The organism is Rhodococcus sp. NPDC056960, assembly GCF_042674125.1.
GTDB lineage: Bacteria > Actinomycetota > Actinomycetes > Mycobacteriales > Mycobacteriaceae > Rhodococcus_F.
Genome location: NZ_JBHURF010000012.1, coordinates 1 through 26,701 on the forward strand (window position 1 = coordinate 1; position 26,701 = coordinate 26,701).

General features: G+C 69.0%; 24 protein-coding genes and 1 pseudogene. 13 read left to right on the forward strand and 12 right to left on the reverse strand.

Annotation, left to right across the window (positions count from 1 at the left end):
• From ACFTWF_RS19885 to mrf, 7 genes and pseudogenes are all read right to left on the reverse strand, one after another.
• Window positions 1-177: pseudogene (locus ACFTWF_RS19885) on the reverse strand (mspA family protein); the annotation flags it as partial.
• A 663-nt stretch (window positions 178-840) separates the two neighbouring features.
• Window positions 841-1,401, reverse strand: coding sequence for a molybdenum cofactor biosynthesis protein B (locus tag ACFTWF_RS19890; protein WP_185728325.1), 561 nt, complete (start codon window positions 1,399-1,401; stop codon window positions 841-843).
• Window positions 1,401-2,903: a S1C family serine protease gene (locus ACFTWF_RS19895; RefSeq protein ID WP_378462905.1), complete on the reverse strand. Its 1,503-nt coding sequence runs from the start codon at window positions 2,901-2,903 to the stop codon at window positions 1,401-1,403. Before ACFTWF_RS19895 ends, ACFTWF_RS19890 begins: the two co-directional genes overlap by 1 nt.
• 122 nt (window positions 2,904-3,025) lie before the next feature.
• Window positions 3,026-4,504, reverse strand: coding sequence for an ATP-binding protein (locus tag ACFTWF_RS19900; RefSeq protein WP_378462906.1), 1,479 nt, complete (start codon window positions 4,502-4,504; stop codon window positions 3,026-3,028).
• Window positions 4,504-5,190, reverse strand: coding sequence for a response regulator transcription factor (locus ACFTWF_RS19905; RefSeq protein WP_378462907.1), 687 nt, complete (start codon window positions 5,188-5,190; stop codon window positions 4,504-4,506). The genes ACFTWF_RS19900 and ACFTWF_RS19905 overlap by 1 nt, the downstream gene beginning before the upstream one ends.
• Window positions 5,191-5,260: 70 nt before the next feature.
• Complete coding sequence (locus tag ACFTWF_RS19910) at window positions 5,261-5,869, reverse strand: trimeric intracellular cation channel family protein (RefSeq protein WP_378463105.1); 609 nt, start codon at window positions 5,867-5,869, stop codon at window positions 5,261-5,263.
• A gap of 81 nt (window positions 5,870-5,950) precedes the next feature.
• Complete coding sequence (gene mrf, locus ACFTWF_RS19915; protein ID WP_378462908.1) at window positions 5,951-7,216, reverse strand: ribosome hibernation factor-recruiting GTPase MRF; 1,266 nt, start codon at window positions 7,214-7,216, stop codon at window positions 5,951-5,953.
• A gap of 98 nt (window positions 7,217-7,314) precedes the next feature.
• Here mrf and rpmB point away from each other — a divergent pair, with 98 nt between their 5' ends.
• The 4 genes from rpmB to rpsR are packed head-to-tail and all read left to right on the forward strand — an operon-like array spanning window position 7,315 to window position 8,300.
• Entirely contained in the window at window positions 7,315-7,551 is a 237-nt protein-coding gene (rpmB, locus tag ACFTWF_RS19920; RefSeq protein ID WP_378462909.1) for a 50S ribosomal protein L28, read from the forward strand.
• Window positions 7,551-7,718, forward strand: coding sequence for a 50S ribosomal protein L33 (gene rpmG / locus ACFTWF_RS19925; RefSeq protein WP_378462910.1), 168 nt, complete (start codon window positions 7,551-7,553; stop codon window positions 7,716-7,718). The genes rpmB and rpmG overlap by 1 nt, the downstream gene beginning before the upstream one ends.
• A gap of 12 nt (window positions 7,719-7,730) precedes the next feature.
• Window positions 7,731-8,036 (forward strand): 30S ribosomal protein S14, encoded by a 306-nt coding sequence (rpsN, locus tag ACFTWF_RS19930; protein WP_378462911.1) that lies wholly within the window; start codon window positions 7,731-7,733, stop codon window positions 8,034-8,036.
• Window positions 8,037-8,045: 9 nt separating this feature from the next.
• Window positions 8,046-8,300 carry a 30S ribosomal protein S18 gene (rpsR, locus tag ACFTWF_RS19935; protein WP_005238639.1) on the forward strand — a complete coding sequence of 85 codons (255 nt, stop codon included), beginning with the start codon at window positions 8,046-8,048 and terminating at the stop codon, window positions 8,298-8,300.
• A gap of 60 nt (window positions 8,301-8,360) precedes the next feature.
• Here rpsR and ACFTWF_RS19940 read toward each other — a convergent pair whose 3' ends face one another.
• The 3 genes from ACFTWF_RS19940 to ACFTWF_RS19950 form a co-directional block, all read right to left on the reverse strand.
• Window positions 8,361-8,948, reverse strand: coding sequence for a DUF305 domain-containing protein (locus ACFTWF_RS19940; RefSeq protein ID WP_378462912.1), 588 nt, complete (start codon window positions 8,946-8,948; stop codon window positions 8,361-8,363).
• A 73-nt stretch (window positions 8,949-9,021) separates the two neighbouring features.
• Complete coding sequence (locus ACFTWF_RS19945; protein WP_378462913.1) at window positions 9,022-9,429, reverse strand: DUF6153 family protein; 408 nt, start codon at window positions 9,427-9,429, stop codon at window positions 9,022-9,024.
• 114 nt (window positions 9,430-9,543) lie between these two features.
• Window positions 9,544-10,596 carry a serine hydrolase domain-containing protein gene (locus ACFTWF_RS19950; protein ID WP_378462914.1) on the reverse strand — a complete coding sequence of 351 codons (1,053 nt, stop codon included), beginning with the start codon at window positions 10,594-10,596 and terminating at the stop codon, window positions 9,544-9,546.
• A 141-nt stretch (window positions 10,597-10,737) separates the two neighbouring features.
• On the opposite strand from ACFTWF_RS19950, the gene ACFTWF_RS19955 reads away from it, so the two are divergent.
• The 5 genes from ACFTWF_RS19955 (at window position 10,738) to ACFTWF_RS19975 (ending at window position 18,052) form a co-directional block, all read left to right on the forward strand.
• Window positions 10,738-11,667: an AEC family transporter gene (locus ACFTWF_RS19955; protein WP_378462915.1), complete on the forward strand. Its 930-nt coding sequence runs from the start codon at window positions 10,738-10,740 to the stop codon at window positions 11,665-11,667.
• 14 nt (window positions 11,668-11,681) lie between these two features.
• Window positions 11,682-12,146: a hypothetical protein gene (locus tag ACFTWF_RS19960; RefSeq protein ID WP_378462916.1), complete on the forward strand. Its 465-nt coding sequence runs from the start codon at window positions 11,682-11,684 to the stop codon at window positions 12,144-12,146.
• Window position 12,147: 1 nt separating this feature from the next.
• Window positions 12,148-13,311, forward strand: a complete 1,164-nt coding sequence (locus ACFTWF_RS19965) for an MFS transporter (RefSeq protein WP_378463106.1) — start codon at window positions 12,148-12,150, stop codon at window positions 13,309-13,311.
• A 147-nt stretch (window positions 13,312-13,458) separates the two neighbouring features.
• Window positions 13,459-16,638: an NAD-glutamate dehydrogenase domain-containing protein gene (locus ACFTWF_RS19970; RefSeq protein ID WP_378462917.1), complete on the forward strand. Its 3,180-nt coding sequence runs from the start codon at window positions 13,459-13,461 to the stop codon at window positions 16,636-16,638.
• A 52-nt stretch (window positions 16,639-16,690) separates the two neighbouring features.
• Complete coding sequence (locus tag ACFTWF_RS19975; protein ID WP_378462918.1) at window positions 16,691-18,052, forward strand: flavin monoamine oxidase family protein; 1,362 nt, start codon at window positions 16,691-16,693, stop codon at window positions 18,050-18,052.
• A gap of 24 nt (window positions 18,053-18,076) precedes the next feature.
• Here ACFTWF_RS19975 and ACFTWF_RS19980 read toward each other — a convergent pair whose 3' ends face one another.
• On the reverse strand, window positions 18,077-19,603 hold the full coding sequence (locus ACFTWF_RS19980) for a PucR family transcriptional regulator (protein WP_378462919.1): 1,527 nt from the start codon (window positions 19,601-19,603) through the stop codon (window positions 18,077-18,079).
• A 288-nt stretch (window positions 19,604-19,891) separates the two neighbouring features.
• On the opposite strand from ACFTWF_RS19980, the gene ACFTWF_RS19985 reads away from it, so the two are divergent.
• Window positions 19,892-21,130: an MFS transporter gene (locus ACFTWF_RS19985; protein ID WP_378462920.1), complete on the forward strand. Its 1,239-nt coding sequence runs from the start codon at window positions 19,892-19,894 to the stop codon at window positions 21,128-21,130.
• Between the two features lie 16 nt (window positions 21,131-21,146).
• Window positions 21,147-22,793 (forward strand): amidohydrolase, encoded by a 1,647-nt coding sequence (locus ACFTWF_RS19990; RefSeq protein WP_378462921.1) that lies wholly within the window; start codon window positions 21,147-21,149, stop codon window positions 22,791-22,793.
• 9 nt (window positions 22,794-22,802) lie between these two features.
• Here the strand turns inward: ACFTWF_RS19990 and ACFTWF_RS19995 are convergent, their stop codons facing one another.
• Window positions 22,803-23,459, reverse strand: a complete 657-nt coding sequence (locus ACFTWF_RS19995) for a TetR/AcrR family transcriptional regulator (protein WP_378463107.1) — start codon at window positions 23,457-23,459, stop codon at window positions 22,803-22,805.
• Window positions 23,460-23,529: 70 nt separating this feature from the next.
• Between ACFTWF_RS19995 and ACFTWF_RS20000 the strand changes: the two genes are divergently transcribed.
• Both ACFTWF_RS20000 and ACFTWF_RS20005 read left to right on the forward strand, forming a co-directional pair.
• A complete protein-coding gene (locus ACFTWF_RS20000; RefSeq protein ID WP_378462922.1) occupies window positions 23,530-24,960 on the forward strand; it encodes an APC family permease in 1,431 nt (476 codons plus the stop codon).
• Window positions 24,960-26,639: an amidohydrolase gene (locus ACFTWF_RS20005; protein ID WP_378462923.1), complete on the forward strand. Its 1,680-nt coding sequence runs from the start codon at window positions 24,960-24,962 to the stop codon at window positions 26,637-26,639. Before ACFTWF_RS20000 ends, ACFTWF_RS20005 begins: the two co-directional genes overlap by 1 nt.
• The last annotated feature ends 62 nt before the right edge of the window (window positions 26,640-26,701 follow it).

Sequence of the window (26,701 nt, forward strand, 5' to 3'; positions counted from 1 at the left end):
CTCCGCGGTACGCGTCACCGTCACATTCGGACCGGTCTTCGAACCATCAGGCAGCGGGATGAAAGTATCCGCGCTCGCCGCACCAGTGGACATCAAACCGAGTGCAACAGCCGCAGCAGCACCCAGGCCTGCAATACGGGCGCCACGGCGCAGGCCGGACTTGCGGTTCTCGCTCATTCGTTCCCCTCATCAGGATTCATGCAGGTTCCCAGCCCCGACGATCGAAGCTGAGGAGTGGTCCATTTCGGGCCCAGCGCAGTATTCGGAGCAAAGGTGTCCGCAGCGTTAACTGCAGAAGTCCAGTTGCTCGAATTTCGGCACTAGAGACACACCTCACAAGGAGGCCGTCCGGGCGACGACGTGGCACCACGCCCCGCCCTCCATCTTCGTACTGACTCGTCAGGGACATTAACCTGAGCTAAGAACCTGAGCAACGTGATCAGCTCGTGACGCAATTGTGATGTGCCTCACAAAGTTGAAAACGAAACGTTACCTACGGGTAGCCCCGCTTCGGAGGCATGCGAATGAAATCGGTTTCACCAGTGGTTTTCCGAACGCGCGTTTTTCCGTTACCGATGACAACACTTAGATTCATTCAGATTTCAATCGAGTGGTCAGCCGTGATGAGGGGGAACCTGCCGCCGAATCCACTCCTCCGACTCGTTTCGCCCGTCCACATACTGAGATGCCTGATCCTGTCCGCGTTCGTCCGCGGTGGTATCGGGGAGGACGTCGCCGAAGATGCGCTCGAGCCGGGCCCTGTCGATCGGGGCCCGGCTCGGAACTACCTGCTCATCCGGCTCGCTGTGCGAGCCCGGTTCGTCGGAACGAGAAATCGTCTCAACCTTCCAGACCGGACAGTTCGGAGATCACGTGAGACGCGAGGGGCGTCAGGGTGGCCATGCCGTCGCGCACCGCCGCGCGCGACGAGGCGAGATTGACCACGAGGGTGCTGCCGGACACTCCGGCGAGGCCACGGGACAGCCCCGCGTCCAGCGACCCCGCGGCGAGCCCGGACGACCGCAGGGCCTCCGAGATTCCGGGAATCTCGCGGTCGAGGACCTCGGCGGTGACATCGGGGGTGACGTCGCGGGGCGACACGCCGGTGCCGCCGACCGAGACGACGAGGTCGACGCCGCCGATGACGGCGGTGTTGAGCGCGTTCCGGATCTCCACCTCGTCGGCCGCCACCGCGACGATGGCGTCGACGATGAAACCTGCCTCGTTCAGCAACTCTGTCACCAGGGGCCCGATGGAGTCCTTGCCGTCACCGTGTGCGGTGCGGTCGTCGACGATTACCACCAGCGCGCGGCCGGCCAGCGAGGCTTCGATGTCCATGGTCCCTACCGTAGTGGCCCCGTTCAGAACGGACTCGACCTGCCCGAGAATCCCGGCGTTCATCAGCGGCCACCCTGTTCGGCGGTGCCGAGCGTGACGTCGACGGTCTTGGAGTTGGAACCGTTCCCGTCGGTGTAGGTGATGGACACGTTGTCTCCCGGCGCATGGGAACGGATAGCGGCGATGAGCGCGTCACCACTGGTGATGACCCGGTCGTCCACCTTGGTGATCACCGACCCCTTCGGGATTCCCGCCTTCTCCGCCGGACTGCCCGACGTGACCTCGACGACGGTGGCACCGTTGGCGGCGTCCTGCGACGGGACCTGGATCCCGATGACGGCCTGGGTGGCCTTGCCGGTCTTGACCAGTTCGTCCGCGATGCGCCGGGCCTGATCCACCGGGATCGCGAATCCGAGTCCGATGGAGCCGCTCTGCTCGCCTGCACCGGAACCACCGATGCTCGCGATGGCCGTGTTGATGCCGATCAGCTGGCCGTCCATGTTGACCAGGGCGCCGCCGGAGTTGCCGGGGTTGATCGCCGCGTCGGTCTGGAGGGCGTCGATGACGGTGTTCTGATTACCCGACTCACCGCTGGTGGAGACCGGACGGTTGAGGGCCGAGATGATGCCCTCGGTGACGGTGCCCGCCAGGCCGAGGGGCGAACCGATGGCGACGACCTGCTGCCCCACCTGGACGTTGCCGGACGTTCCCAGCTCGATCGGAGTGAGGTTGGTCTTGCCGTCCACCTTGATGACCGCGAGATCGGACACCGGGTCGGCACCGACGAGCTTGGCGTCCGCCGTGCTGCCGTCGGAGAACGCGACCGTCAGCTTTCCGCCCTTCGCTGCCGCGCCCGCCACGTGATTGTTGGTGAGGATCATGCCGTCGGACGAGATGACGATGCCGGATCCCTCTCCTCCGGACCCGCCCGCAGTGGCCACCTCGATCTGGACGACGCTGGGGACGACCTTGTTCGCGACCGCCTGCACCGATCCTGCCGGTGCGTTCGCGGCCGGGGTCGCGGTGTTGTTCTTGGGCGCGTCGAGGGAATTGGTCACCGCGGCACCGCTGCCGTTCCGGTCCGTGGCGAGCGAACCCACCACCCCACCGATGCCGCCGCTCACCAGGGCGAGCGCTACCGCGCCCACGACGATGGCGGTCCGGGCGGGTCGCTTGGTCGCGGTCGCCGTCGAACCCTCCCCGACCTGTCCGGGACCCTGCAGACCGGGGTACGGGCCCTGAGGCGCACCGTGCTGCCCGGCCACGTGCTGCGGGCCGGGATGTCCAGGACCGCCGTGCTGGGGCTGTCCGTACTGCTGTGTGGGCTGCTGTGTGGGCTGCTGTGTGGGCTGCTGTGTGGGCTGCTGGGGCGCACCGTACGGGTTGCCCTGGGGGTAGCCGCCCACGCCGTACGGCTGCTGCTGCCCCATCGGGCCGGCCGGGTTGTGCGGAGTGGTCGGAAACGCCTCGGTCGGCTGGTGGCCCGGCTGGTCCGGGCGTGCGCCCTGGTCGCCGCCGGCGTTGTCACGGCTGCCGCCGTCGTGACTGTTTCGATCTTCGGTCATCGCACCACTTCCATCTCCCGCGACCGCCCGCAGGGGCAGTCGCACCGTCTCTGTCTACGAGAGTGCCCGGTGGGACTGAGAAGGTCCTGAGACCGGCCTTTGAGTTGGCCGAGACCTCGAGACTAGTCCGCTTCGGGTTCACCCGGTAGGACGATGCGGAGGAGAGCACCGCCGCGTTCGGAGACGTCCACGGCGATCGTGCCGCCGTGTTTGACCACCACCTGCCGGACGATCGCGAGCCCGAGCCCCGAACCCGGCATCGACCGTGACGCCGTCGACCGGTAGAAGCGGTCGAACACCAGCTCGCGGTCCTCCTCGGGAATGCCCGGGCCCGCGTCGTCGACGGTCAGTTCGAGGAGGCCGTCGCCTGCCGGTGTCATCGCCACCCGCACCTGCGCACCGGTGGGACTCCACTTCGCGGCGTTGTCGAGCACGTTGAGCACCGCGCGCGACAGTCCTGCGTGGTCGCCGTAGACGAACCACGGAACGGTGACGGCGGTGAAATCGATCTCGTTACGCCGGCGGCGCGCCCGCTCCAGGCTCCGGTCCACCACTTCGCTGAGATCGACTCTCTCGAAGACGGTTTCCGGTGCGTCCTCGCGGGCGAGGTCCACGAGGTCGCCCACCAACTGCGACAGCTCCTCGATCTGCGCCACCACGTCGGTGCGCAGCTCTGCCATGTCCTCGTCCGGAATGTGCGGCGCCCCAGGGCGACTCGACGCGATCAGCAACTCCATGTTGGTACGCAACGACGTCAGCGGCGTCCGCAGTTCGTGTCCGGCGTCCGCGACGAGCCGGCTCTGCCGCTCCCGCGATTCCGCGAGCGCCCTCAGCATGGTGTTGAAACTCTCGGTGAGCCGGGCGAGTTCGTCGTTGCCCGTCACCGGCATCGGCGTCAGGTCGTCGGTCCGGGCCACGCGTTCGGTGGCGGCGGTGAGCCGCGCGATGGGGCGCAGACCGGTGCGTCCCACCGTCGTTCCGGCCGCGGCGGCGAGGACCACACCGCACCCGCCGACGATGAACAGCACCCAAGCCAGGCGGTCGAGCACGGCCCCGGTCGGCGCCAGCCGCTGCGCGATCACCAGCGTGCTGCCGTCCTGGGTGCGCTGAGCGAGCACCCGTTGGTTCTCCGCGGTCCGCAGCGACGTGTCGCGCTCGCCGCGTGCCACGGACAGTTCGGGATCGCCGATGGGCACGCTCGACCCCGGCGGGGTGTACGTGTCGAGGTCCGGGAAGATCAGCGCCACACTGATGTCCGTCGTGTACAGCGTCGCGCCCGCGATGTAGCGGGGATCGAACGTGACGAGATTGCTGTCGATCAGCGCCGACGCGCGCGTGCGCAACTGGTTGTCGACATCGGCATACAGGGCGCGCGACACCACGGCGTACGCCGCGATCGCCATCACGGCCACCGCGATCGCCACCACCGACGCAGCGAGCAGCGTGACCCGCCACCGCAACGACACCGACCGGGTCAGCGGCATCGGGGGCCGCATCTCGGGAGGCAGCGGAATCGGGCCTGTGGAATGCCGGGAGGGGTGATGAGCGTCGAACTTCGCCGATCCCGACTTGCCGGCGGTCTTGTGGAACGGAACTGCCATCACGGAGGAGTCTCCCGCAGCACGTAGCCGACTCCGCGAACCGTGTGCAGCAGACGCGTCTCCCCGTCCGCCTCGGTCTTGCGTCGCAGGTAACCGACATAGACCTCCAGCGCGTTGCCGGACGTCGGGAAGTCGTAACCCCAGACCTCCTCGAGGATGCGGCCGCGGGTGAGCACCCGGCGCGGGTTGGCCATCAGCATCTCGAGGAGCGAGAACTCGGTACGCGTCAGACTGATGGACCGCTCACCCCGCGTCACCTCCCGGGTGACCGGATCGAGCGTGAGGTCCTCGAACGTCATCTTCTCCGAGTCGATGCCCGGCTCGGGCGCGGCGCGGCGCAACAGCGCGCGCAGCCGGGCCAGCAACTCCTCGAGGGCGAACGGTTTCGGCAGGTAGTCGTCGGCACCGGCGTCCAGGCCCGACACCCGCTCCGACACGGAGTCGCGTGCCGTGAGAACCAGAATCGGCAGGTCGTCGCCGGTGCTCCGCAGCCGGCGGCACACCTCGAGACCGTCGAGTCGCGGCATCATCACGTCGAGTACCAGCGCGTCGGGACGCGAGGTGGCCACCTTCTCCAGAGCATCGATACCGTCGACAGCCAGTTCCACCGAGTACCCGTTGAAGCTCAGAGAGCGCCGTAAGGACTCCCTCACGGCGCGATCGTCGTCGACCACCAAAATGCGCATACCCGACAGTTTGGCCTGATCAACTGAGATATGTCTGAGAAGGGGGTCATCCGGCGAGTGCCGGCGCAGGTCACTCGAAGACCCGCGGACCGGGCAGGCTCCAGTTCCGCCACAACGCGAGCAATCGGAGCAGGGACGCGAACACCGTGCCCACCACCATCGCGACGTCGGTCCCGGCACCCACCTCGCTCACCGCGACCACCAGGGCCGAACCGAGCAGCGCCGGCACCGCGTAGAGGTCCCGCTGCAGCAGCAACGGGACCTCGTTCACCAGCACGTCGCGCAGGATCCCACCGCCGATGGCCGCCGTGCCGCCGATGAAACACGACGCCAGCGGACTCGCCCCGTGATCGAGTGCGATCACCGCGCCCGTGCTCGCGAACAGGCCCATGCCCAGGGCGTCGAGCGCCAGGATCTCCCTGCGGAGTCGCCCGACCGCCGAATGCAGGAAGAACACCAGCAGCGACATGCCGAACGACGTGCCGAGGTTCGGCCAACTTCCCAGTGACGTCGGTGGGTGGATACCCAGGAGGACGTCGCGGACGATGCCGCCGCCGAGCGCGGTGAACACACCGACCACGCACACACCGAAGATGTCGAGGCGCTTCGTCACCCCCACCAGGGCGCCCGACGCCGCGAACACCGCGATGCCCACCAATTCCAGGATGTACAGCAACACCCGCCAAGGTTCGCACGCGATGCGTCCCGCCCGTGAGTACTTGTCAACCGCGGGCGGTTGACAAGTACTCACGGGCGGGCCTCATTCGTTTGCCTCTCTCGATTCGGTTTCCGCATAGGGTGATTCACTGCTCTCGCAGGGGTCGTGGTGAAACTGCCCGAACGGGTCGGGCCACGACTGCCAGCTGCCTTCGTCCGCGAGTTCGCCGTCGGTGACGAGCGCCCACTGCAGCGTGCGGTCGATCTCGGTGGGGTCGGCGGCATGCACCAGCACCACCATCGACGTGTGCCGGTCGCCGAAGTGCTCGTCCCAGCACAACGCGGCCATCGCCCGCCGCCCGACCGCGACCTGTTCCTGTTCTTCCGGGGTCATCGCGGCCAGCCAGCGGTCGGCGCTCGCCACCCGCAGTCCCCCACCGGCGGATTCGAGCCACAGCGCCTCGTCCGGCTGGGTCGCCAGCCATATTCGTCCGCGAGCCGTGACGACGCCCTCGAGCAGCACGTCGATCGCCTCGTGGAATCGCTCGGGGTGGAACGGCCGGGTGGCGGTGAACTCGACCAGCATCACCCCGCAGTCGGGGGACAGAGGCGGCTGCCCGCGCAGCAGTGGCGAGTGGGTGTGCACCGGTTCGCCGCGCCGCGCGTCGACGGGAATGCGCAGCAGCAGCCGCTCGATGTCGATCCGGTCGGCGTCCCAGACGATCGGCGCGCCGGGCGCGAGCCGGGCCAGGACGGCGTGGAGGCGGGCCTGCTGCCAGCCGTCGCCGGCGCTACCCGACACCACCAGTGCGTCGGCGAAGCAGACCTGCCCGACCGCGACCTGAGCGACGGTGCGGTCGTCGTCGAGCGCGTCGTCTCCGGTGGCGTCGGCCAGCCACGACTGCGCGTCGAGGCAGGTGACGACGCCGTCGATACGGACGTCCCGCGACGCCGGACCGTCGAGCTGCCCCACGACGCCGGACACCGACACGTGTTCGACGGCCCAGCAGACGGCCTCCGGTTCGAGCCTGCGGTCGAGGTGCAGCACGATGCGCTGCACCGAACTGCGGGCGTGCAGGCGACGCAGCAGCGGAAGGAGGTCCTCGCGCAGCGTGCACGAGATGCAGCCGTGCGCCAGTTCGCGGATCCCGAGCTGCTCGCGCGGCGCCCCGGACTCCAGCGTGGTGACGGTGCGGCGCACGACGCCTTCGTGGACGAGGTCGAGGTCGTGATGCACGACGACGGTGCCGTCGCGGAGCAGCGACCGCGCCGCGTCCTCGGTGCGGCCGTTCCACCCGGAGACCAGGATCAGCGGCGTCCGGCCGTCGGCTATCTCACTCACGAGCACCCTTTCGATAATGATTGTCATTAAGTTTGAAGAACGCTACAGTGAAATCGCACCGTTGTCGAAAATGATTATCATCTCCTCTTGTGGTGGTTCTGCGAGAGGGACGGAGAGGAACACCCATGTCGGCGCACTGCCAGGTGACCGGACGCCAGCCAGGATTCGGCAAGTCCGTGTCGCACTCCCACACACGCACCACCCGGCGCTGGGACCCGAACATCCAGAAGAAGACCTACCTCCTGCCGAGCGAGGGCAGGCGAATCACCCTGACGCTCTCCGCCAAGGGCATCAAGACCGTCGACCGGGACGGCATCGAGGCCGTGGTCGCCCGGATCCGCGCCCGCGGAGAGAAGATCTGATGGCCGCCCGCAACGAGATCCGCCCGATCGTGAAACTGAAGTCGACCGCGGGCACCGGGTACACGTACGTGACCCGCAAGAACCGCCGCAACGACCCCGACCGTCTGGTGACGAGGAAGTACGACCCGGTCGTGCGGAAGCACGTCGATTTCCGAGAAGAGAAGTAGAAGACACCGCACATGGCAAAGAAGTCGAAGATCGCGAAGAACGAGCAGCGCAAGATCGTCGTGGCCCGCTGGGCCGAGCGTCGCGCAGAGCTGAAGGAGACCCTCCGCCGCCCGTCGAGCAGCGAAGAGGCGCGCGCGGAGGCCCGGGCGGCACTGCAGCGTCTGCCCCGCGACGCGAGTCCGGTACGATTGCGCAATCGAGACGCTGCGGATGGACGTCCGCGCGGCCACCTGAGGAAGTTCGGGCTCTCTCGCGTGCGTGTTCGCGAGATGGCGCACCGCGGGGAGCTGCCAGGCGTCCACAAGTCGAGCTGGTAAAGGAAGAAGATGGCAGTCAAGAGAGCACCGTCGAAGAAGCCGCGTCCCGTCGAGGGCCGCAAGCCCAAGAAGAACCCGTTGTTCGCGGCCAAGATCGAGTACGTCGATTACAAGGACATCAACCTGCTCCGCACGTTCATCTCGGACCGCGGCAAGATCCGTAGCCGCCGCGTCACGGGCCTGACCCCGCAGCAGCAGCGTCAGGTTGCGGTCGCCGTCAAGAACGCTCGCGAGATGGCTCTGCTGCCCTTCACGAGCCGGTAACTCACGTAGGCACCGAAAAGGCCGCGTAATCCTCGGATTACGCGGCCTTTGCCGTATCGGTCAGCCGAGCAGGGCCTGCATCTCGGTGATCTCCTTCTGCTGGGCCGTCACGATGTCGGAGGCCATCTGCCTGGCCTCCGGATTCTCACCGTCGGCCAGTTCGGTGTTCGCCATGTCGATCGCGCCCCCGTGGTGCTCGATCATCATGGTCAGCCAATGCCGGTCGAACTCCGTGCCCGACAGCGCCGTCAAGGTGTCCATCTGGTCGGCCGACATCATCCCGTCGCCGCCGTGATGCATGCCGGACATGTCGGACACCGGAACCGGTTGCCCCAACTGCTGGAGCCAGGCGGTCATCCGGTCCATCTCCGGTTGCTGCGCCGCCTCGATCGCGGCGGCGAGAGCGACGACGTCGGCGTTGCCGGTGCGGCCTGCGACCATGCCGGCCATCTCGACGGCCTGGGCGTGATGGGGATACATGCCGTCCAGGAACGCGATGTCGGCGTCGTTGAACTGCACCTGGGATGCGGCCGCGGACGTGGAGACGCCGGACGGCGACGAGGTGTCCGCCGAGTCGGTGCCGCAGCCGGTCAGGACGAGCGCCGCGCCTGTCGCGGCGGCGATCAGGGCGGTCGTGGTGATGCGCATGAGGAACTCCTCGAAATCGACATTCGGAAAGTGACAGTCGGATCCGCCGGGGCACGCGGCCCCGGGCTCCCTGTCACACCCGCAGAATCGAGAGTTCCGCCAGCGTCAGCACCGTCCACGACGGTGGTCCGCGCCCCGACTGCACGCGGTGGGCGCTCACGCGTGACCGTCGAGCCGGGGGATCCATGGAATGCCACCACAGCGCCATCACCGCGGTCAGGGCGGCGATCACCACGATCACGCCGGCGCATTGGTGTCCGGTGAGGTGTGGTTGTTCGCAGTCGTCCCCGCCGCAACCGTGCCGGTGTTCGGCGTGGGAGGCGGTGCTCGACGACTGCTCGTGCGTCGCGGCGCTCGCGGTCGGCGCGATCAGGCTGTGCATGAGGAGCACACCGGCGGCGAGGGCGATCAGCAGCGCTGCGCGCGCGACCGGTGCGTGCCTCCGCCCTGCCGTCTCCACGCGACCACTGTAGCCGGACATACCCAGTGGGGGTACCACAGGTGAGTGGAAATGCGTGCCCGAGGACACTTTGTCACTCACCTGGAGGACGCCGGGCAGGTGAGTGGCAAAGTGTCCCGGGGCACGCTTTCGCACTCACATGGGGGTGTGGGCGAGGATCTCCAGACCCTGCTGCTCGAGTCCGCCGATGGTGTCGGTGAGGATGACGAGCCCGCGGTCGTTGGCGCGGTCGAGGACGACGGTGCACTGGAAACCGCCCGTCGCGCCACCGTGCAGCGTGTAGTCCCGACCTTCGAACGGGACGATCGACCACGTGAGGGCCCGGTAGTTGTCGCCGATCCACCGCGGGTCCATGGCCGTGCTGCCGGGGACCGTGCCGTCGAGGAGATCGCGGACGTACGTCGACATGTCGTTCGCCGTGGACCGCAACCCGCCGGCCGGGGCGTAGGCGTCCAGCGGCCACGGGTCCTGCGACCGGTGCAGGACGTCGAATCCGCGGGTCACGTTCGCGGGCAGGTCGGCAGCGGTGAGCGGCATCCACGACTGCGACAGTCCGAGCGGGACGAGCATGCGCTCGCGGAGCAGCGTCGGATAGTCGGTGTGCGCGGCCGCGGCCAGCGCCTGGCCGAGCAACGCGAAGCCGACGGTCGAGTACGAGTACGTGCCTCGGGTGGTGAGCGGCGCCGACTGCAGTTGCTGCAGCAGGGTGTCCTTGTCGTAGGTGAACGGGTTGGACGCGACCACCCAGTTCCCCACGGCCACCACGGTGTCGGCGCTCATCGGGAACTGCGCCAGCCCGGACGTGTGGGATGCCAGTTCGAGCAGCGTCACGTCGCCGACCGGTGCGCCCTGCAACGGCAGCAGGTCCCCGACCTTCGTGTCTTCCCGCACCTCGCCCCGCGCGACGGCGTCGGCGAAGAGTTCGGCGGTGAACGTCTTGGTGACGGAACCGATCTCGAAGTCGGTGTCCTCGGTGGCGCCGAAGTTCGCGAACCGGGTGCCGGATGCGTCGATGTACGCGACGCTCGCGTGCTCGCGGTAACTACGGCCGAGGACCTGCCCCGCGAGGGCGATCAGCGCCGGGTCTCCACTCGACGGCGGCGCCAGCGCCGACGCGACGGGCGCGGCTCCCCAGGCGAGGGTCCAGGCGCAGACCAGCGCGCAGAGAACGGTCGTTCGACGCGGCATTACGACTCCTCGAGCGCGACGGAACGCGCGTACAGACGATCTCCCCGACCGGAGGCAATTGTGACCCACCAGGACGCCGAGCACTAGACTTCGGAGGGTTTGCCGACACGAGGCATCCCTGTCGAGGAGGTGCCCCGCAGCGTGTCGGGAGTGGTTGCGGGTTTCACCGTCATTTTCGTGATCATCGCGATCGGCTACATTCTCGGCCGGCGCGGGACGCTGGGCGCGGAGGGCGAATCCGTTCTGGGCAGGCTGGTGTTCTTCGTCGCCACACCGGCGCTGCTGTTCGAGTCGCTCGCATCGTCCGACCTCTCCGTGATCTTCTCGCCCACTCTGGCCGTCGCCTCGGCCACAGCTTTGACGGTCGGCGCACTGTATATGGTGATCGCGAAGGTGTGGTTACGCAGGTCTCTTCCGGAGCTCACGATCGGCGCGCTGTCGTCGTCGTACGTGAACTCCGCGAACCTCGGTATTCCCATCGCCGTCTTCGTGCTCGGCGACGCGTCGTTCGTCGCACCGCTGCTGCTGTTCCAGATCATCGCCTACTCCCCCATCGCCCTCACCATCCTCGACGTCACGACGCTCCGGCGCGGCGCCTCGCGGCTCGAGACGGTGACCGCGCCGTTCAAGAACCCGATCGTGGTGGCGGGCGCCGCGGGACTGCTGATCGCGCTCGTCGGCTGGACGCCGCCCGAGGCGCTGATGCAGCCGTTCCGGCTCATGGGCGGCGCGTCGGTGCCGGGTGCGCTGCTGGCGTTCGGCATCTCCCTGTACGGGGTCCGGGTGCTGGAGAAGGGGACCAGTCCGCGGCGGGACGTCGCGCTGGCGTCGGTGCTCAAGATCGTCGTGCAGCCGGTGCTGGCCTACCTGATGGCGCGGTACCTGCTCGGCCTGGACGGACACGAGCTGTTCGCCATCGTGGTGGTGGCGACGCTGCCGACGGCACAGAACGTCTTCGTCTACGCCAGCCGGTACGGGGCGGGGGCGGTGCTGGCCCGCGACACGGCTTTCGTCACGACGTTGGCGGCGATTCCGGGGATTGCGCTGGTCTCCGGCCTGCTCGCCGGATGAGGTTACCGTGGCTTATGCGCGTACTCGCCCTCGCTGTGCTGGCCTGCCTCGCCCTCGCCGGATGCGGGTCCGGTTCGAGCACCGACGAACCGACGATTCCCCCCGAGATCGCGTCCGCAGTGGATCCCAGCCCCACCAATCCGTCGTCGGGGATGCCTATTCCATCCGAGGTGCCCGGCGACGAGTTCGGCACCGTCTTCGAATCGCGGCCCGACATCGTCCGGGCCAATCCGACGCCGTTCGAATCGTGGTCGCGCGCGGACGGCAACACGGTGGCGATCCACTTCGTCACCGGAACCCCGGAGTGTTACGGCGCCGACGCCACGGTCGCCGAGACGGACACCACCGTGACGATCTCGCTGCGCACCGGCAGCCTGCCGGAGGCGGCCGACAAGATGTGCATCCTCGTCGCCGTGTTCGGCACCCTCGACGTCCCGCTGCAGGCGCCGCTCGGCAATCGCCAGGTGATCAACGGATGACCTGGTGAAGCGCTGGTTCCTCAACCTCTGCATCGCCACCGCTCTCCTCCAGGCCGTCTATCACGCTGTCCGCGTTCTCGTTTCCTACCGCGTCCTCGCGCTCGGCGGCGACGCGGTCACGATCGGCATCGTCACCGCCTTGTTCTCGCTGGCGCCGCTCCTCGTCGCCGTCCGGATCGGGCGTGCCGTCGACCGGCGGCACGCCGCCGCGGTTCTGCGGGCCGGTGTGCTGCTGACCGCGGTGGGTGTCCTGGTGATCGCGGCGAGCGGCGACCTGATCGTCCTCGCGCTCGGGAACGTCGTCCTCGGATTCGGGCAGATCCTCGTGACCGTCGCCGGGCAGGGATTCATCACACTCCTCTCGCCGCCGGGTGAACTGGACCGCGGGTTCGCCGGATTGACGCTCGGCGTCTCGATCGGCCAGGCTGTCGGCGTCCCGCTGGTCGGGGTGATCGCGGCGGGCAACTCGGACGGCGGCGTCGTCCGGACCACCCTCGCTCTCACCGTGATGGGTGTGGTGTCGCTGGCCGCGATCCCGTTCGCCTGGCCGATTCGCGAACGCCCGCAGACCGCGGAGTCGCCGCCGCCCGGCGACCGGCAGTCCGTGTTCAGCATGATCTCGACGACCGGGATGCGGCCCGCGGTGTTCAGCAGCCTGATCGTGCTCGCCTCGATCGACGTCGTCGTCGCGTATCTCCCGGTACTCGGGCACGAGTTCGGTTTCAGCGTCCTCCTGGTGACGTTGCTGCTGACCGCGCGCACCGCGGCGTCGATCGTGTCGCGCGCGTTCCTGCCGTGGCTGCTCACCCTGGTGCCACGGAACCGACTGCTGATCTCCGCCACGCTGTGCTCGGCGCTGCCCACCGCCCTGCTGCCGTTCGTACCGAACCCGGTCGTGATGGCACTGCTCCTCGTCGTGGCCGGATTCTTCTGGGGCATCGGCCAACCACTGACCATGACGTGGGTGGCCGGGCTCGTCACCGCCGCGAACCGGGCCGCGGCACTGTCGCTGCGGTTGACCGGCAACCGGCTCGGGCAGGTCCTGATTCCGCTGGCCGCGGGCGCCGCGGCGGGGGTCGCGGGCACGTCGTCGATCTTCGTGATCACCGGCGGACTGCTGGGCACCGCAGCGGTGTCGACGTGGCGAGCTGTGAGTACTTGTTAACCGCCCGCGGTTAACAAGTACTCACAGCTCCGAAACGTCGCGTCCGCCGCCGGACGACGCTCCACTTCGTCGGATGTGGCGTGCGTCTCTCCTCGACACACTGGTCTCCAGTCACAGTTCGTCAGATCAGGGGTCAGGAGCCACACGATGAGCTTTACCGGTGTCATTCCGAGCACGACCGACACGCCCCGTCCACGCCCGGACGAGGACGCCGTGTCGAGCGCGGTCCTGGCGTCCGGAGGTACCACCCCGCGGTTGCGCTTCGTCGACTCCGCGGATGCACTGCCCGAGCCGGCCGCGGTCATGGTGTGGCCGGAGGACACCCCGCTGCTCGCCGAATTGGTCGCGCTGTTCGCCGACCTGGGGTTGCGGGTGGCGTCCCACGAGCAGCTGCCCGCCGGGGATCCCGGCACCCCGACCGTCCACCGGTTCGACTTCAGCACCGGCGACTTCGCCTGGGACGCCGAGACTCCGGGTCTGCTGTCCGACGCGTTCGAGGCCGCGGCCGCCGGACATCTGGAGGTCGACGGGTTCACCCGCCTCGTGGCCGCGGCGAACCTGCCGTGGACGGACACCGTCCTGGTGCGGGCCGCGTGCCGCTACCTCCGGCAGGTGGGGCTGGGACTGTCGGAACCCAACATCGTGGCGATCCTGCTGCAGCACAGCGACTTCGTGCGCGGGTTCCGCGACCTGTTCACCGCCCGCTTCGATCCTGCCGTCGGATCCGACCGCGAGGTCGCCGTCGCCGACGCCGAACGCGTGCTGCTCGCGGCGATCGACCGCACCGCGACCATGGACGAGGACCGTCTGCTCCGCGGCCTGCTGTCGTTCACATCGGCTGTGCTGCGCACCAACTGGTTTCGCCACGACCGCACGATCAGCCCCGCCCCGGCGGCGTTCAAGATCGACCCGTCGCTGTTGTCGCTGTCCGCGGCCGTGACCCCCTACCGGGAGATCTTCGTGCACTCGCCGATCGTCGAGGGCAGCCACGTCCGTAGCGGCCCGGTGTCGCGCGGCGGCCTGCGCTGGTCGGACCGCAAGGACGATTTCCGCACCGAGGTTCTGGGTCTGATGAAGACGCAGCACGTGAAGAATTCGCTGATCGTCCCGATGGGCGCGAAGGGCGCGTTCGTGGTGCGGACCGAGACGACGCCGGACGCGGCCCGGGCGGCGTACACGAGTTTCATCGACGGACTGCTCGACGTCACCGACGACATCGTCGACGGCGAGGTGGTCCACCCCCGCGACACGGTGATCCACGACGACGCCGACCCGTACCTGGTGGTGGCCGCGGACAAGGGCACCGCCCGCTTCTCGGATCTGGCCAACAGCATCGCGACGCGACGCGGGTTCTGGCTCGGCGACGCGTTCGCGTCCGGCGGTTCCGCCGGCTACGACCACAAGGCGATGGGCATCACGGCGCGCGGCGGATGGGTCTCCGTCCGCAGGCATTTCGCCGAGATGGGCAAGAACGTCGACACGGACGCGTTCACGGTGGTCGGCATCGGCGACATGTCGGGAGACGTGTTCGGCAACGGCATGCTGCTCAGCCGGGCGATCCGGCTGGTCGGCGCGTTCGACCACCGGCACATCTTCCTCGATCCCGAACCGGATTCCGAGGCCTCCTACCGCGAGCGCGAGCGCCTCGCGACCGTCCCGGGCAGCAGTTGGGACGATTACGACCGGGACCTCGTCTCGGTCGGCGGCGGCGTGTGGCCGCGGACGGCGAAGAAGATCCCGCTGTCCCCGCAGGTGCGGGAACGGCTCGGCGTCACCGCCGCCGAACTGCCCCCGCACGAGGTGGTGAAGGCGCTGCTGACCGCGGACGTCGACCTGCTGTGGAACGGGGGAATCGGCACGTACGTCAAGGCGTCGACGGAGGTGCACGCCGACGCCGCCGACCCAGCCAACGACGCCGTCCGGGTCGAGGCGGCCGACGTGCGCGCCGCCGTGATCGGCGAGGGCGGCAACCTCGGGCTCACGCAACGCGCCCGCATCGAGTACGCGCTGCACGGCGGCCGGATCAACGCCGACTTCATCGACAATGCCACCGGCGTCGCCACGTCGGACCGCGAGGTGAACCTGAAGGTCGCGCTGGACGCGGCCGTCGCGTCGGGTGAACTCCCGGCCGCGGAACGGAACACGCTGCTCGCCCGGGTCCAGGACGAGATCGGCGAATCGGTACTCGCCGACGCCGCCTCCCAGACTCTCGCCATCAGCCTCGCCGAGGTCCATGCACCGTTCCTCCTCGGCCGCCACCAGCGACTGATCGAGAACCTCGAGCGCGACGCCGGCATCAGCCGGGCCGCGGAGGTCCTGCCCTCGGCCGCGGAACTGTCGGCGCGGCACCGCGCCGGCCAGGGACTCGTCCGGCCGGAGATCGCGGTTCTGCTGGCGCAGTCGAAGAACCTCGTCGTCACCGAACTGCTCGCCTCCCCGGTGCTCGACTTCGCCGTGTTCGACGGGGTGCTCGCCGACTACTTCCCGGCGTCCATTCGCAATCGCATCCCCCAGCAGATCAGTGGCCACCGGCTCGCCCGGGAGATCGTCGCCGTGATCGTCGCCGGCGACATGATCGACCGGGTCGGACCGGGCCTGATCCACCGGCTCGAGGAGCGCCTCGGCGTCGGCACCCCCGAGATCACCGTCGCGTACGCGGTGGTGCGGCAGGTGTTCGACATCGACCGCCTGTGGAACGAGGTCCTCACCCTGCCCGGGGCGTCCCACCGGACCCGGCTGAACCTGCACTTCGGCATCCAGGATCTGATCGAGCGCACCACGTCGTGGCTGCTGCGGCACCGCGCCGCCGGCACCGATGCGCAGGCGCTCATCGAGCGTTTCGCGAAGCCGGTCCAGGAACTGGCCGCCGCCCTGCCCCACCTCACCGGTGCGCCGGCCCAGGACCTCGGGACACTGCGGATCCTCGCGCAGGCCTTCGCCCTGGAGACCACCGCGCAGTCGCTCGGCCTGCCGATCACGCAGGTGGCCGAGACGTACCGCGAATTCGGCCGCGTCGTCGGGCTCGACTGGCTGTCGGAACGGTTCTCGGTCGGCGAGACCGGGACCGCCTACTGGGAGGCGATGGCCGGCGCGGTCCTCGTCGACAACCTGCAGGAGCACTGGCACGGCCTGATCGGACTGGTGCTGCGCGACGCGTCGCCCACGACCTCCGCGGCCGACGCCGTCGCCGGCTGGCTGACCGATCACGGCACCGCCGCCGACCGCTTGGCCCGGATGCTGGGCGAACTGCGCAGCCACGACCGCGTGGACAATTCGAGTATCTGCGTGATCGACGCCGAGCTGTCTCTCGCACTCACCCGCCACTGAACCAGATCCACCGTTCATTCATCTCAAGCACTTCAACCAAAGGAGCTCGAAAGTGCCTACTCTCCAACGTGATGTCGCCATCGTCGGTGCCGGACCGTCCGGTCTGGCCGCGGCCACCGCGCTGCGCAAGGCGGGGCTGTCCGTCGCGGTCCTGGAGGCACGCGACCGCGTCGGGGGACGCACCTGGACCGACACCGTCGACGGCGCGGTCCTGGAGATCGGCGGCCAGTGGGTCTCCCCCGATCAGACGGCGCTGATCTCGCTGCTCGACGAACTGGGACTCGAGACGTTCGACCGGTACCGTGACGGCGAATCCGTCTACATCTCCGCCGCCGGTGAGCGCACCCGCTACACGGGCGAGTCCTTCCCCGTCGACGAGACGACCCGCAAGGAGATGGACCGGCTGGTCCAGATCCTCGACGACCTGGCCGCGCAGGTCGGGGCGGAGGAGCCGTGGGCGCATCCCCTGGCTCGCGAACTGGACACCATCTCGTTCAAGCACTGGCTGATCGAGCAGTCCGACGACGCCGAGGCCCGCGACAACATCGGCCTGTTCATCGCCGGCGGCATGCTGACCAAGCCGGCGCACTCGTTCTCGGCACTGCAGGCCGTCCTCATGGCCGCGTCCGCCGGATCGTTCTCGCACCTGGTGGACGAGGACTTCATCCTCGACAAGCGCGTCATCGGCGGCATGCAGCAGGTGTCGATCCGGATGGCGGCAGCCCTCGGCGACGACGTGTTCCTGAACGCCCCCGTCCGCACCGTCCGGTGGAGCGAGGAGGGCGCAGTCGTGTTCGCGGACGGCGACATCCGCGTGGAGGCGTCTCGCGTCGTGCTGGCCGTCCCGCCGAACCTGTACTCCCGCATCTCCTACGACCCGCCGCTGCCGCGCCGACAGCACCAGATGCACCAGCACCAGTCGCTGGGACTCGTGATCAAGGTGCACGCCGTGTACGAGACCCCGTTCTGGCGTGAAGACGGACTGTCCGGCACCGGATTCGGTGCCTCCGAGGTCGTCCAGGAGGTGTACGACAACACCAATCACGAGGACACCCGCGGCACCCTCGTCGCGTTCGTCTCGGACGAGAAGGCCGACGCGATGTTCGCGCTGAGCGAGGAGGAGCGTCGCGCCACCATTCTCGGCTCGCTCGCCCGCTACCTCGGACCGGAGGCCGCCGAACCGGTGGTGTACTACGAGTCCGACTGGGGCTCCGAGGAATGGACCCGGGGCGCGTACGCCGCGAGCTTCGACCTCGGTGGTCTGCACCGCTACGGCGCGGACACCCGCACGCCGGTCGGACCGTTCCACTTCTCCTGCTCGGACATCGCGGCCGAGGGTTACCAGCACGTGGACGGTGCCGTGCGGATGGGTCAGCGCACCGCAGCCGACATCGCCGCCCGCCTCGGAAAGTAGTTCCGTCCCATCATCGCCCGGCAGTCACGACTGCCGGGCGATGATGGCGAGCAGCAGTTCCGCGCGCACCCGCGCCACGTCCAGCCGGCAGTCGATCAGCGATTCGATCCGCGCCATGCGGCTGCGCAGGGTGTGCCGGTGCACGCCCATCGCCGCGGCGGCCGACTCCCAGTGGCCGTTCGCCTCCAGGAACGCCCGCAACGACCCCAGCAGTTCCGTCCCGTTGGTCCGGTCGTAGTCGTCGATCGGCGCGATCATCGTGTCCGCCAACGAGTTCAGCACCTCTCGCGTGGAGCTGAACGCGAGCAGCGCGCTTCCGGTGAGCGCCGCGAACTCGAGCGGATCGGCCCCCGACTCGGCGGCCGACGCGGCGAGCTGGGACTGCTCGATGGCCGCGACGAGTCCGGCCACCTCCCGCCGCCCGCTCAGCCCGGCACGAATCCCCTTCCGCGCCGGCGCTGGCAGTCCGCGCAGCATCGCCCGCGCGAAGTCGACGTCGTCGGTTCCCCGCAGCAGGACGGTGACCCGCGCATCCTGACGCCGGGCGAACAATTGCCGCCCTGCCTTGTTCATGGCCACCGCGACCGCGGTCTCCACCCGCTCCGCGAGCGCCGGCGTCTCGGCCACCACCGTGAGTCCGCGCACCATCCCGTCCGTGTCCGCGGCGTGCCGGATCTGCGACCAGGCGGGCGCGAGGTCGCGATCCTCCGTGAGCAACAGTCCGAGCGCATGCGAATTGAGCCGGTTCTGCGCGGTCCTGAGGCGAACCGGCTTCTCGAAATCCAACGCGAGCAACGAGTTCGCGTGACCGAGAAGGATCTGGTCGACGTGACTGAGCGCGCTGGGACTGATCACGGCGAGGTGGCCGTGCGGCGTGCTTCCGACGCTGATCTGCTGCACCGTGATCGACGCGCCCGACCGTGCGAGCGACACGCTGCTCGACGCTCCGCCGGTGCCTGCCGCGAGTACCTCGCGCAGTTCCCCGAGCACGTCGTCGGCGGGCTGCGCCGGATGCGACTCCAGCACCCGCCCCGACAGGTCGAGCAGCAAAACGGTGGCCGACGTGGCGACGGCCAGTTCGCGCACGGTGGCGCCGGTGCCGCCCTGGACGACGGCGCGCGTCATGCGCGGTTGCGCCCGCGATGCCCGCAGCACCGCCTCGTACTCCTGCTCCGCGAGTCGGTTCATGACCCTCTTGACCACGGCGGCGAAAGGGGTCGGCAGCGGCACCTCGAGGAGCGGCAGCCCGATCTCGTCGGCGACGGCCACCAGGTCGGCGGGTACCTCGGGATGGGAGAGCCCGGTGCCGAACCCGACCGCGGCCACACCGGCCTCGCCGAGTCCGCGCAGGTACCGGCCCCGGTCGGCGGCCGTCAGAGGAAGCCGGATACCGGTGGTGAGGAGCAGTTCTCCGCCGGAGAGCCAGCGGAACGGCTCCGGGAGTTCGGTGGTGTGGGCGAACGTGATCTCGTTGCCGAGACCGGCGGCGCCGCCCTTCAGTTCGAGAGCCAGGTCCGGCTGGGACAACATCCAGCGAACGGGGACGGTCATGTCGGCTCCTGCGCAGTTGCGGTCGGGTTCGTGTCACCCTGACCGGTCGAAATCGGAATGGCGCTGGACAAGTTGGCCAGCTGAACACGAACGACTACTCCATTGTGTCAGACGGCAACCTCCAGCAACGCCGAAATCCAACATTAACGAATTGAGTTCGTTTGCCCCCTTGCGTACGGGAGGACCCCTCCGCATACTTAACGAATCCTATTCGCTAAGTGACCCACGTCTCACGCGGGCCGCCACCCGAGACACGGAGTTGTCCTCGTGCCACCGCAGGAACCCCACGTGACCGCCGCCGTCCGCGTCCCCCTGACGCTCCGCCGCGGAATCGCGACGTTCAGCATCTTCGTCGTCGGCTACATCACGGCCAACCTCATCCCGCTCATGATCATCGCGATGGTCGACGATCTCGGCGTCACCCAGACCGTCGCAGGCGCCGTCCTCACCGGTTCCCTGCTGGCCACCGCACTCGTCTGCCTGGCGACCACCCGGTGGGCAGCCGGACGCTCCCGCCACCTGCTCGGCCGGATCAGCCTCGTCGTGATGGCGGCCGGGTTCGCCGTCGCCGGCACGATCCACTCGGCGCCGGTCGCGTGTGTCGCCATCATCGTCGGCGGGATCGGCGCCGGCGGCGCGGTGGCGGTCGGCGGCGCGGCACTGGCCGCGCTGACCAACCCGAACCGGGTGTCCGGGATCAACGGACTCGTCAACCGCACCGCCGTCACCGGCGTCCTCGCCCTGATTCCGATCCTCGGCACGCACATGACCAACGCCTTCGGAATCGTCGCGGTGCTCGCGCTGGCCACGGCGTTCACCATTCCCTGGTTGCCGGTCGCTCCGGCCGTCCACGACCACCGGCCGAGCACGGCGCACACCCGAAACCCGTTGCCCGAGGGCGTCACCGAGAAGAAGGTGGCCGTCGCCGGCGCCTCGCTCCTCGTGCTCTTCGCGATCTGGGCGATCGGCGAGGACTCGCTGTGGGCCGTGTCGGGCATCATGGGCGCCGAGCACGCCTCGCTGACCGAACAGCAGATGGGGCTCGCCCTCAGCCTGTCCACGGCAGGCGGCATCGGCGCCGCCCTCGTCCTCACCGCACTCGGTTCGCGGCTCGGGCGCACCGCCCCCACCGCCGTCCTCCTCGCCCTCGGAGCCGCCCTCAAGCTGGGCTCGTGCCTGGCCACCGACCCGACGGCGTACCTGGTGCTCATCATCGCGTGGAACACGGTGTACGCCGCGGCCTTCATCTACGTCGTGGCCATCGCGGCCGCACTCGATTCGTCCGGCCGCTGGTCGGCCCCGCTGCTCGGCACGTATCTGGTCGGATCGGCGTTCGCCCCGCTGTTCGGAACCCTCGTGACCGGCGCGGTCGGCTACGTCGCGTTCGGCTTCGTCCTGGCCGGCATCAGTCTCGTCCTGCTCGTGCCGATCGTCGCGATCGCCCGGCTGTCGACGCGTACCGAGCAGGCCTCCGCATCGCCCGGGCAGGATCCCGCTGCCCGGTACACCACCTCGACCGTCGCCTGAGGAAAGAGAGAACAGCATGAACACCGAGACGACCCACTACCGGGGCGGCCGGATCTTCACCGCGGCCGAACCCGCCTGGGCCGAGTCGATGATCGTCCGGGACGAGCGCCTGACGTTCGTCGGCGACACCGCGACGGCCGATTCGCTCGCGGGCGACGCCCGCGTCGTCGACCTCCGCGGGGCCTTCGTCCTGCCCGGTTTCATCGACGCGCACACACACCTGCTGATGATGGGGCAGGCCCTCCAGAAGGTGGACCTGCAGAGTGCCGCCGACCTCGGCGACATCCAGGATCGCATCCGGCGGTTCGCCGCCGGCAATCCGGACGCGCCGCGAATCCTGGGACGCAGCTGGCTGTTTCCCGCACTGGGCGGCCATGCGCCGACGCGGCAGATGATCGACGCGGCGGAATCAGAGCGCCCGGTGTACCTCGATTCCAACGACGTGCACTCGGCGTGGGTGAATACCGCCGCGCTGCGCGAACTCGGCATCGACGCGAACACGCCCGATCCGATCGGGGGCCGGATCGAGCGTGATCCCGTCACCGGCGAGGCCACCGGAATGCTGTTCGAGACGGCGGTGACCCAGATCCTATGGCCCACGCTCGCGAAGCTGATCAGCGACTCCGAACGGGACGTCGCCCTCGCGGCGGCGTTCGAGCAGTATCTCGCCGACGGCGTCACCGGCGCGGTCGACATGGCGCTCGGCGCCGACGAGGTAGAGGCGCTCGAACGCGCACTGGCCGCCGGCGAGGGCACGCTGCCGCTCCGGGTGGCCGGGCACTGGCTGATCGAACGAACCGACTCCGAGGAGGAGAACGTCCGTCAGGTGCACGAGGCGGTGGAGCACCAGCGGCGTCTGCAGGGCCCGTGGCTGCGGATGGCCGGGATCAAGATCATCATCGACGGGGTCATCGACAGCTGTACCGCCGCGATGAAGGAGCCGTACGCGGACGGCACCAACGCCGAACCGATCTGGGATCTCGCGTCGCTCGCACCGGTGGTCGCCGCGGCGGATGCCGCCGGCCTGCAGGTGGCCATGCACGCCATCGGTGACGAGGCGTCGGAGATCGCGCTCACCGCGCTCGAACAGGCCATCGACGCCAACGGGATTCGCCCGCGCCGGCACCGGATGGAGCACCTGGAGACGATCACGACGGACAACGTGCAGCGCCTCGCGCGCCTCGGTGTCGTCGCGTCGATGCAGCCGGTCCACGCCGACCCCGCGATCCAGGACAACTGGCGTGCCATGCTGGGCGACCATCGGGTCGAGCGGGCCTTCCCGTGGCCCGAGATGACGGCGGCGGGCGCCGTCCTCGCACTGGGGTCCGACGCCCCGACCGCGCCGCATCCCCCACTGCCCAACATGTACATCGCGACGACGCGTAAGTCCGCGATCGATCCGGCGCTCGCGCCCAACCTGCCCGAGTACGCGCTGCCGATGGCCGACGCGCTCGCGCACGCCACCCGCGACGCCGCCTACTCGTGCCACTGGGACGACCTCACAGGACAACTCGTCGCGGGCAAGGCCGCCGACTTCGTGGTCCTCGACGGCGATCCGTTCACGGCGGGCGCCGATTCGCTGCTCACCGCGCGGGTCCAGCTGACCGTGGTGGCCGGCTCGGTGCGGCACCAGGCGGAAGTGGCGGGCAGCTACCCCGCGTAACCGAATCGGTCAGTTCCGTTCGGCTGCGGCGTCTTTCGCGACACCGCAGCCGATCTGCTCGCAGAATCCCAGCATGGCCGCGCGCGCGACATCGACGGTGATGAGGCTGTTGCCTCCGACGATGTGCAGCCCGTAGGCATCCTCCAGGGCCACCAGGTTCATCGCCGCCTGGTCGATGTCGCCGCGCACGGCGAACTCCCCCGAACCGTGACCGTCGCCGAGGATGGCGCGGTACGTCGCGAGCTGTCGCAGATACATCTTCTGGACCAGTTCGTCATGCAGCGCCGAAGTGCCTGTCATGAAGTCGAATTCGTAGAGCAGCCGCATCAGGGTGTCGTCGGGGCCGCTCGGCAGCCCGGCATCGATCGCCGTGCGCAGCTTGGCGGCGTACGACGACTGTGCCGCCACCGCCTCGTCCCGCAGATCGCAGTAGCGCTCGGTGCCCGCCCGGTGCGCCTCGACGAGAAGCGAATCCAGATCGTCGAAATAGTAGAGCAGCGCGCCCCGCGTCAGACCCGCCCGTTTCGCGACGTCGGTCAGCGACAGCGACCTGAGCCCGTGCGCGGATCCCGCCTGCAGCGTGGCCTCGATGAGTTCGGAACGCCGCTGCTTCTGAGTGTTCGGTCGCGCCATGCCGTTGACACTAGCCGACGTGATCTGTGACACTCGGCCCAGTTGTTTGACGGACACGTCAAAAAACTCTTCGCTCCTCGTCCCCTCCCCGAACGGACACCCCATGGACCAGACCGCCCGGCCTCCCACCGTCGCTCCCACCACCCCGCCCGGCACCTACGAGGCCTCGCTCTCCCGCAGCATCGGCGTCGGCGGCAACATCCTCATCACCCTGTCGTCGATCTCGCCGGCGTCGAGTGTCTTCATCCTCGGCGGCTCGGCGCTCGCCCTGTTCGGCACCGGAGTGTTCTGGGCGTTCCTCGTCGCCGGCGTCGTCAGCATCCTCATCGCCTTCTGCTACGCCGAACTCGCCTCCGCGTATCCCGTTGCCGGCGGCGACTACTCGCTCGTGTCGCGGGCTCTCGGTCCGGCCTTCGGCGTCGCGACATTTTTCATCAGCCTCATCTCGCTGCCGCTGATCATCGCGGTTTTCGCCCTCGGGGTCGCCGACTACCTGGGCGTCGCGATCCACGGCCTGTCCCCGCAGCAGACCGCACTCGTCGTGGTCGTGATCACCACCGTGACCGCGTGTTTCGACATCCGGACGAACGCCTGGCTCACCGGGGTCTTCCTCGGCGTCGAGATGGCAGCGCTGGCCCTGCTCACCGTCCTCGGTTTCGTCCACATGGAACGTCCGCTGACCAGCCTCCTCAGCCCCGAGGTGCTCGACGCCGGCACCGGCCAACTCGCACCGCTGGCGATCTCCGGACTGATGCTGGCCATCACCCAGGGCATCTTCGCGTTCAACGGGTACGGCGGCGCCGTCTACTTCGCCGAAGAAACCAAGAATGCGGCTCGCTCGATCGCGAAGGCCGTCATCTGGAGCGCCGTCATCACCGTCGCCACCGAACTCGTCCCGCTGATCGCGATCCTGGTGGGCGCCCGCTCGCAGACCGAGCTGTTCGGTTCCAGCCTTCCCGTGGAGGCGTTCCTCACCGAACGCGCCGGCCACGCCGTCGCGATGGTGGTCCTGCTCTCGATCGCGCTCGCCGTGATCAACGCGATCATCGCCATCACGCTGCAAGCGGGACGGCTGCTCTACGCCGCCGCCCGCGACCGTGCCCTCCCCGAGACCGTCGCGGCGCCGCTGCAGACCGTCAGCCTCAAGGGCCGCGTCCCCGTGCTCGCGACCGTCGTGATGGGTGCCATCGCGTTCGCCGCGTGCTTCGTCCCGCTGGACGTCCTGCTCACCGCCACCGGGTCGACACTCACCTTCACCTATCTGTTCATCGCGCTGGCCGCGATCAACCACCGCCGCGGTGCGACCGTGCGCACGGGTTACCGCATGCCGCTGTGGCCCCTCGCGCCCGGCATCTGCATCGCGGCGCTCGGCCTGGTCTTCGTCGTCACCCTGCTCGATCCGGAGCAGTGGCTGAGCCTCGGCATCTCCGTCGGACTCGTCGCCGCCGGTTTCGTCTACTACGCCCGGTACCTGCGCCCGCGCAAGGACACCCACCTGCTGCTGCTGAACGCCGCGGAAGAGGAGACCTGCTGATGCTCGACCTGCTGCTGACCAACGGGGTCGTGCGCACGTTCGACGTCCCCGGCCGGGCCGAGGCGGTCGGCGTCGCGGACGGCCGGATCCGATACGTCGGGTCCGCCGAGGACGCTCCCGCCGCCCGGCGGACCATCGACCTGCGCGGCCGGCTGGTCACCCCCGGCATCATCGACAGCCACAACCATCTGCTCCTCGGTTTCGACCCCGACGCGGTGAGCCTCGAAGGGGCACAGGACCTCACGGAGGTCCGGCAGCGGATCGGCGCGCACGCGGCGGCCCGCCCCGACCTGGACTGGATCTGCGCCGAGAACGCCGTCTACTCCGTGGTGACCGGGCGCCGCCCGAACGCCGACGACCTCCGCGGACTCACCGACCGTCCGGTGTTCATCACCACCTACGACCAGCACTCGGTGTGGCTCAACGACGCCGCCCTCCGGGTCCTCGGCATCGACCGCGGCACCCGGATTCCCTGGGGACGTCCGGAATTCGACGCCCACTGCGCACCCACCGGCTGGGTCACCGACTTCTACACCAGCGCGATGACGCGCGCCGGTCTGGCCGGGCTGCAAAAAGACATCCCGATGTACTCCCCCGACCGCCGCTATCGGCGCATCACGTCCAGTCTCGAGATGGCGACGGCGTGCGGTATCACCACCGTCGTCGAACCGCAGGTCCCGTTGGCCGAGCTCGACCTGATGTACCGGGCACGCGCCGAGGGGCGAATGCAGTCGCGGGTGATCACCGCCCTGTTCCATCCCGTCGGCGCCGACGCAGCGTTCCGCAGGGACCTCCGCGAGGCCGTCGACGGCGCGCCCACCGACGACATGCTCCGGCTCGGGCCGGTCAAGTTGTACGCCGACGACGTCATCGAACCGCACACCGCCGCCATGCTGTCCGAGTACGCGAACCGGCCGGGCCACCGCGGCACCCCGAGCCTGCCCCCGCAGGAGTTCACGGCGATGCTCACCGAACTCGATCGACTCGGATTCCAGACGCACACCCATGCGACCGGCGACTGGGGTATCCGCCTGGCCCTCGACTCCATCGAGCACGCCGCCCGGGTCAACGGGACGGTCGACCGCAGGCACGGCGTCGTCCACGTCGAATGCCTCCACCCGGACGACCTTCCCCGGTTCCGGGACCTCGGCGTCGTCGCGGCGATGCAGCCGCGGCACTGCTCCCCCGACCTCGTCGCCGGAACGTGGATGGAGAACGTCGGGGAGGACCGCTGGGACCGGGCGTGGCGTTTCCGTTCGCTCGCCGAGTCGGGTGCGGCGCTGGCGTTCTCCAGCGACTGGCAGGTCGGGGAGATGGACCCGCTCGTCGGCCTGTACTCGGCTCTCACCCGCTCGGGTCTGGACGGCGGGACCGACTGGACTCCGCACGAGCGGATGGACCTCGATTCGGCGCTGCGCGCGTACACCCGCGGTGGCGCGTGGGCGTGGCACGCCGAGGACGAGCTCGGCGTGATCCGCCCGGGCGCCCGGGCCGATCTGGTCGTCTGGTCGTCGAACCTCTACGCGATCGAACCCACCCAGCTCCTCGGCGAACGGGCCGATCTCACCCTCGTCGGCGGGGTCGTCGTGCACGACGCCGACTCCGGGCACGGAACCGTCGGCGCGGACGTGCCGTTCGCCGGTTCCGGCGCGGCTGGACACACCTGCTCCCACGGGTGACTCCGGAGTGGACAACTCGGCGTGGCAGGGGCCGCGTCTTTCACCATTTTGTCAGCTGCCTC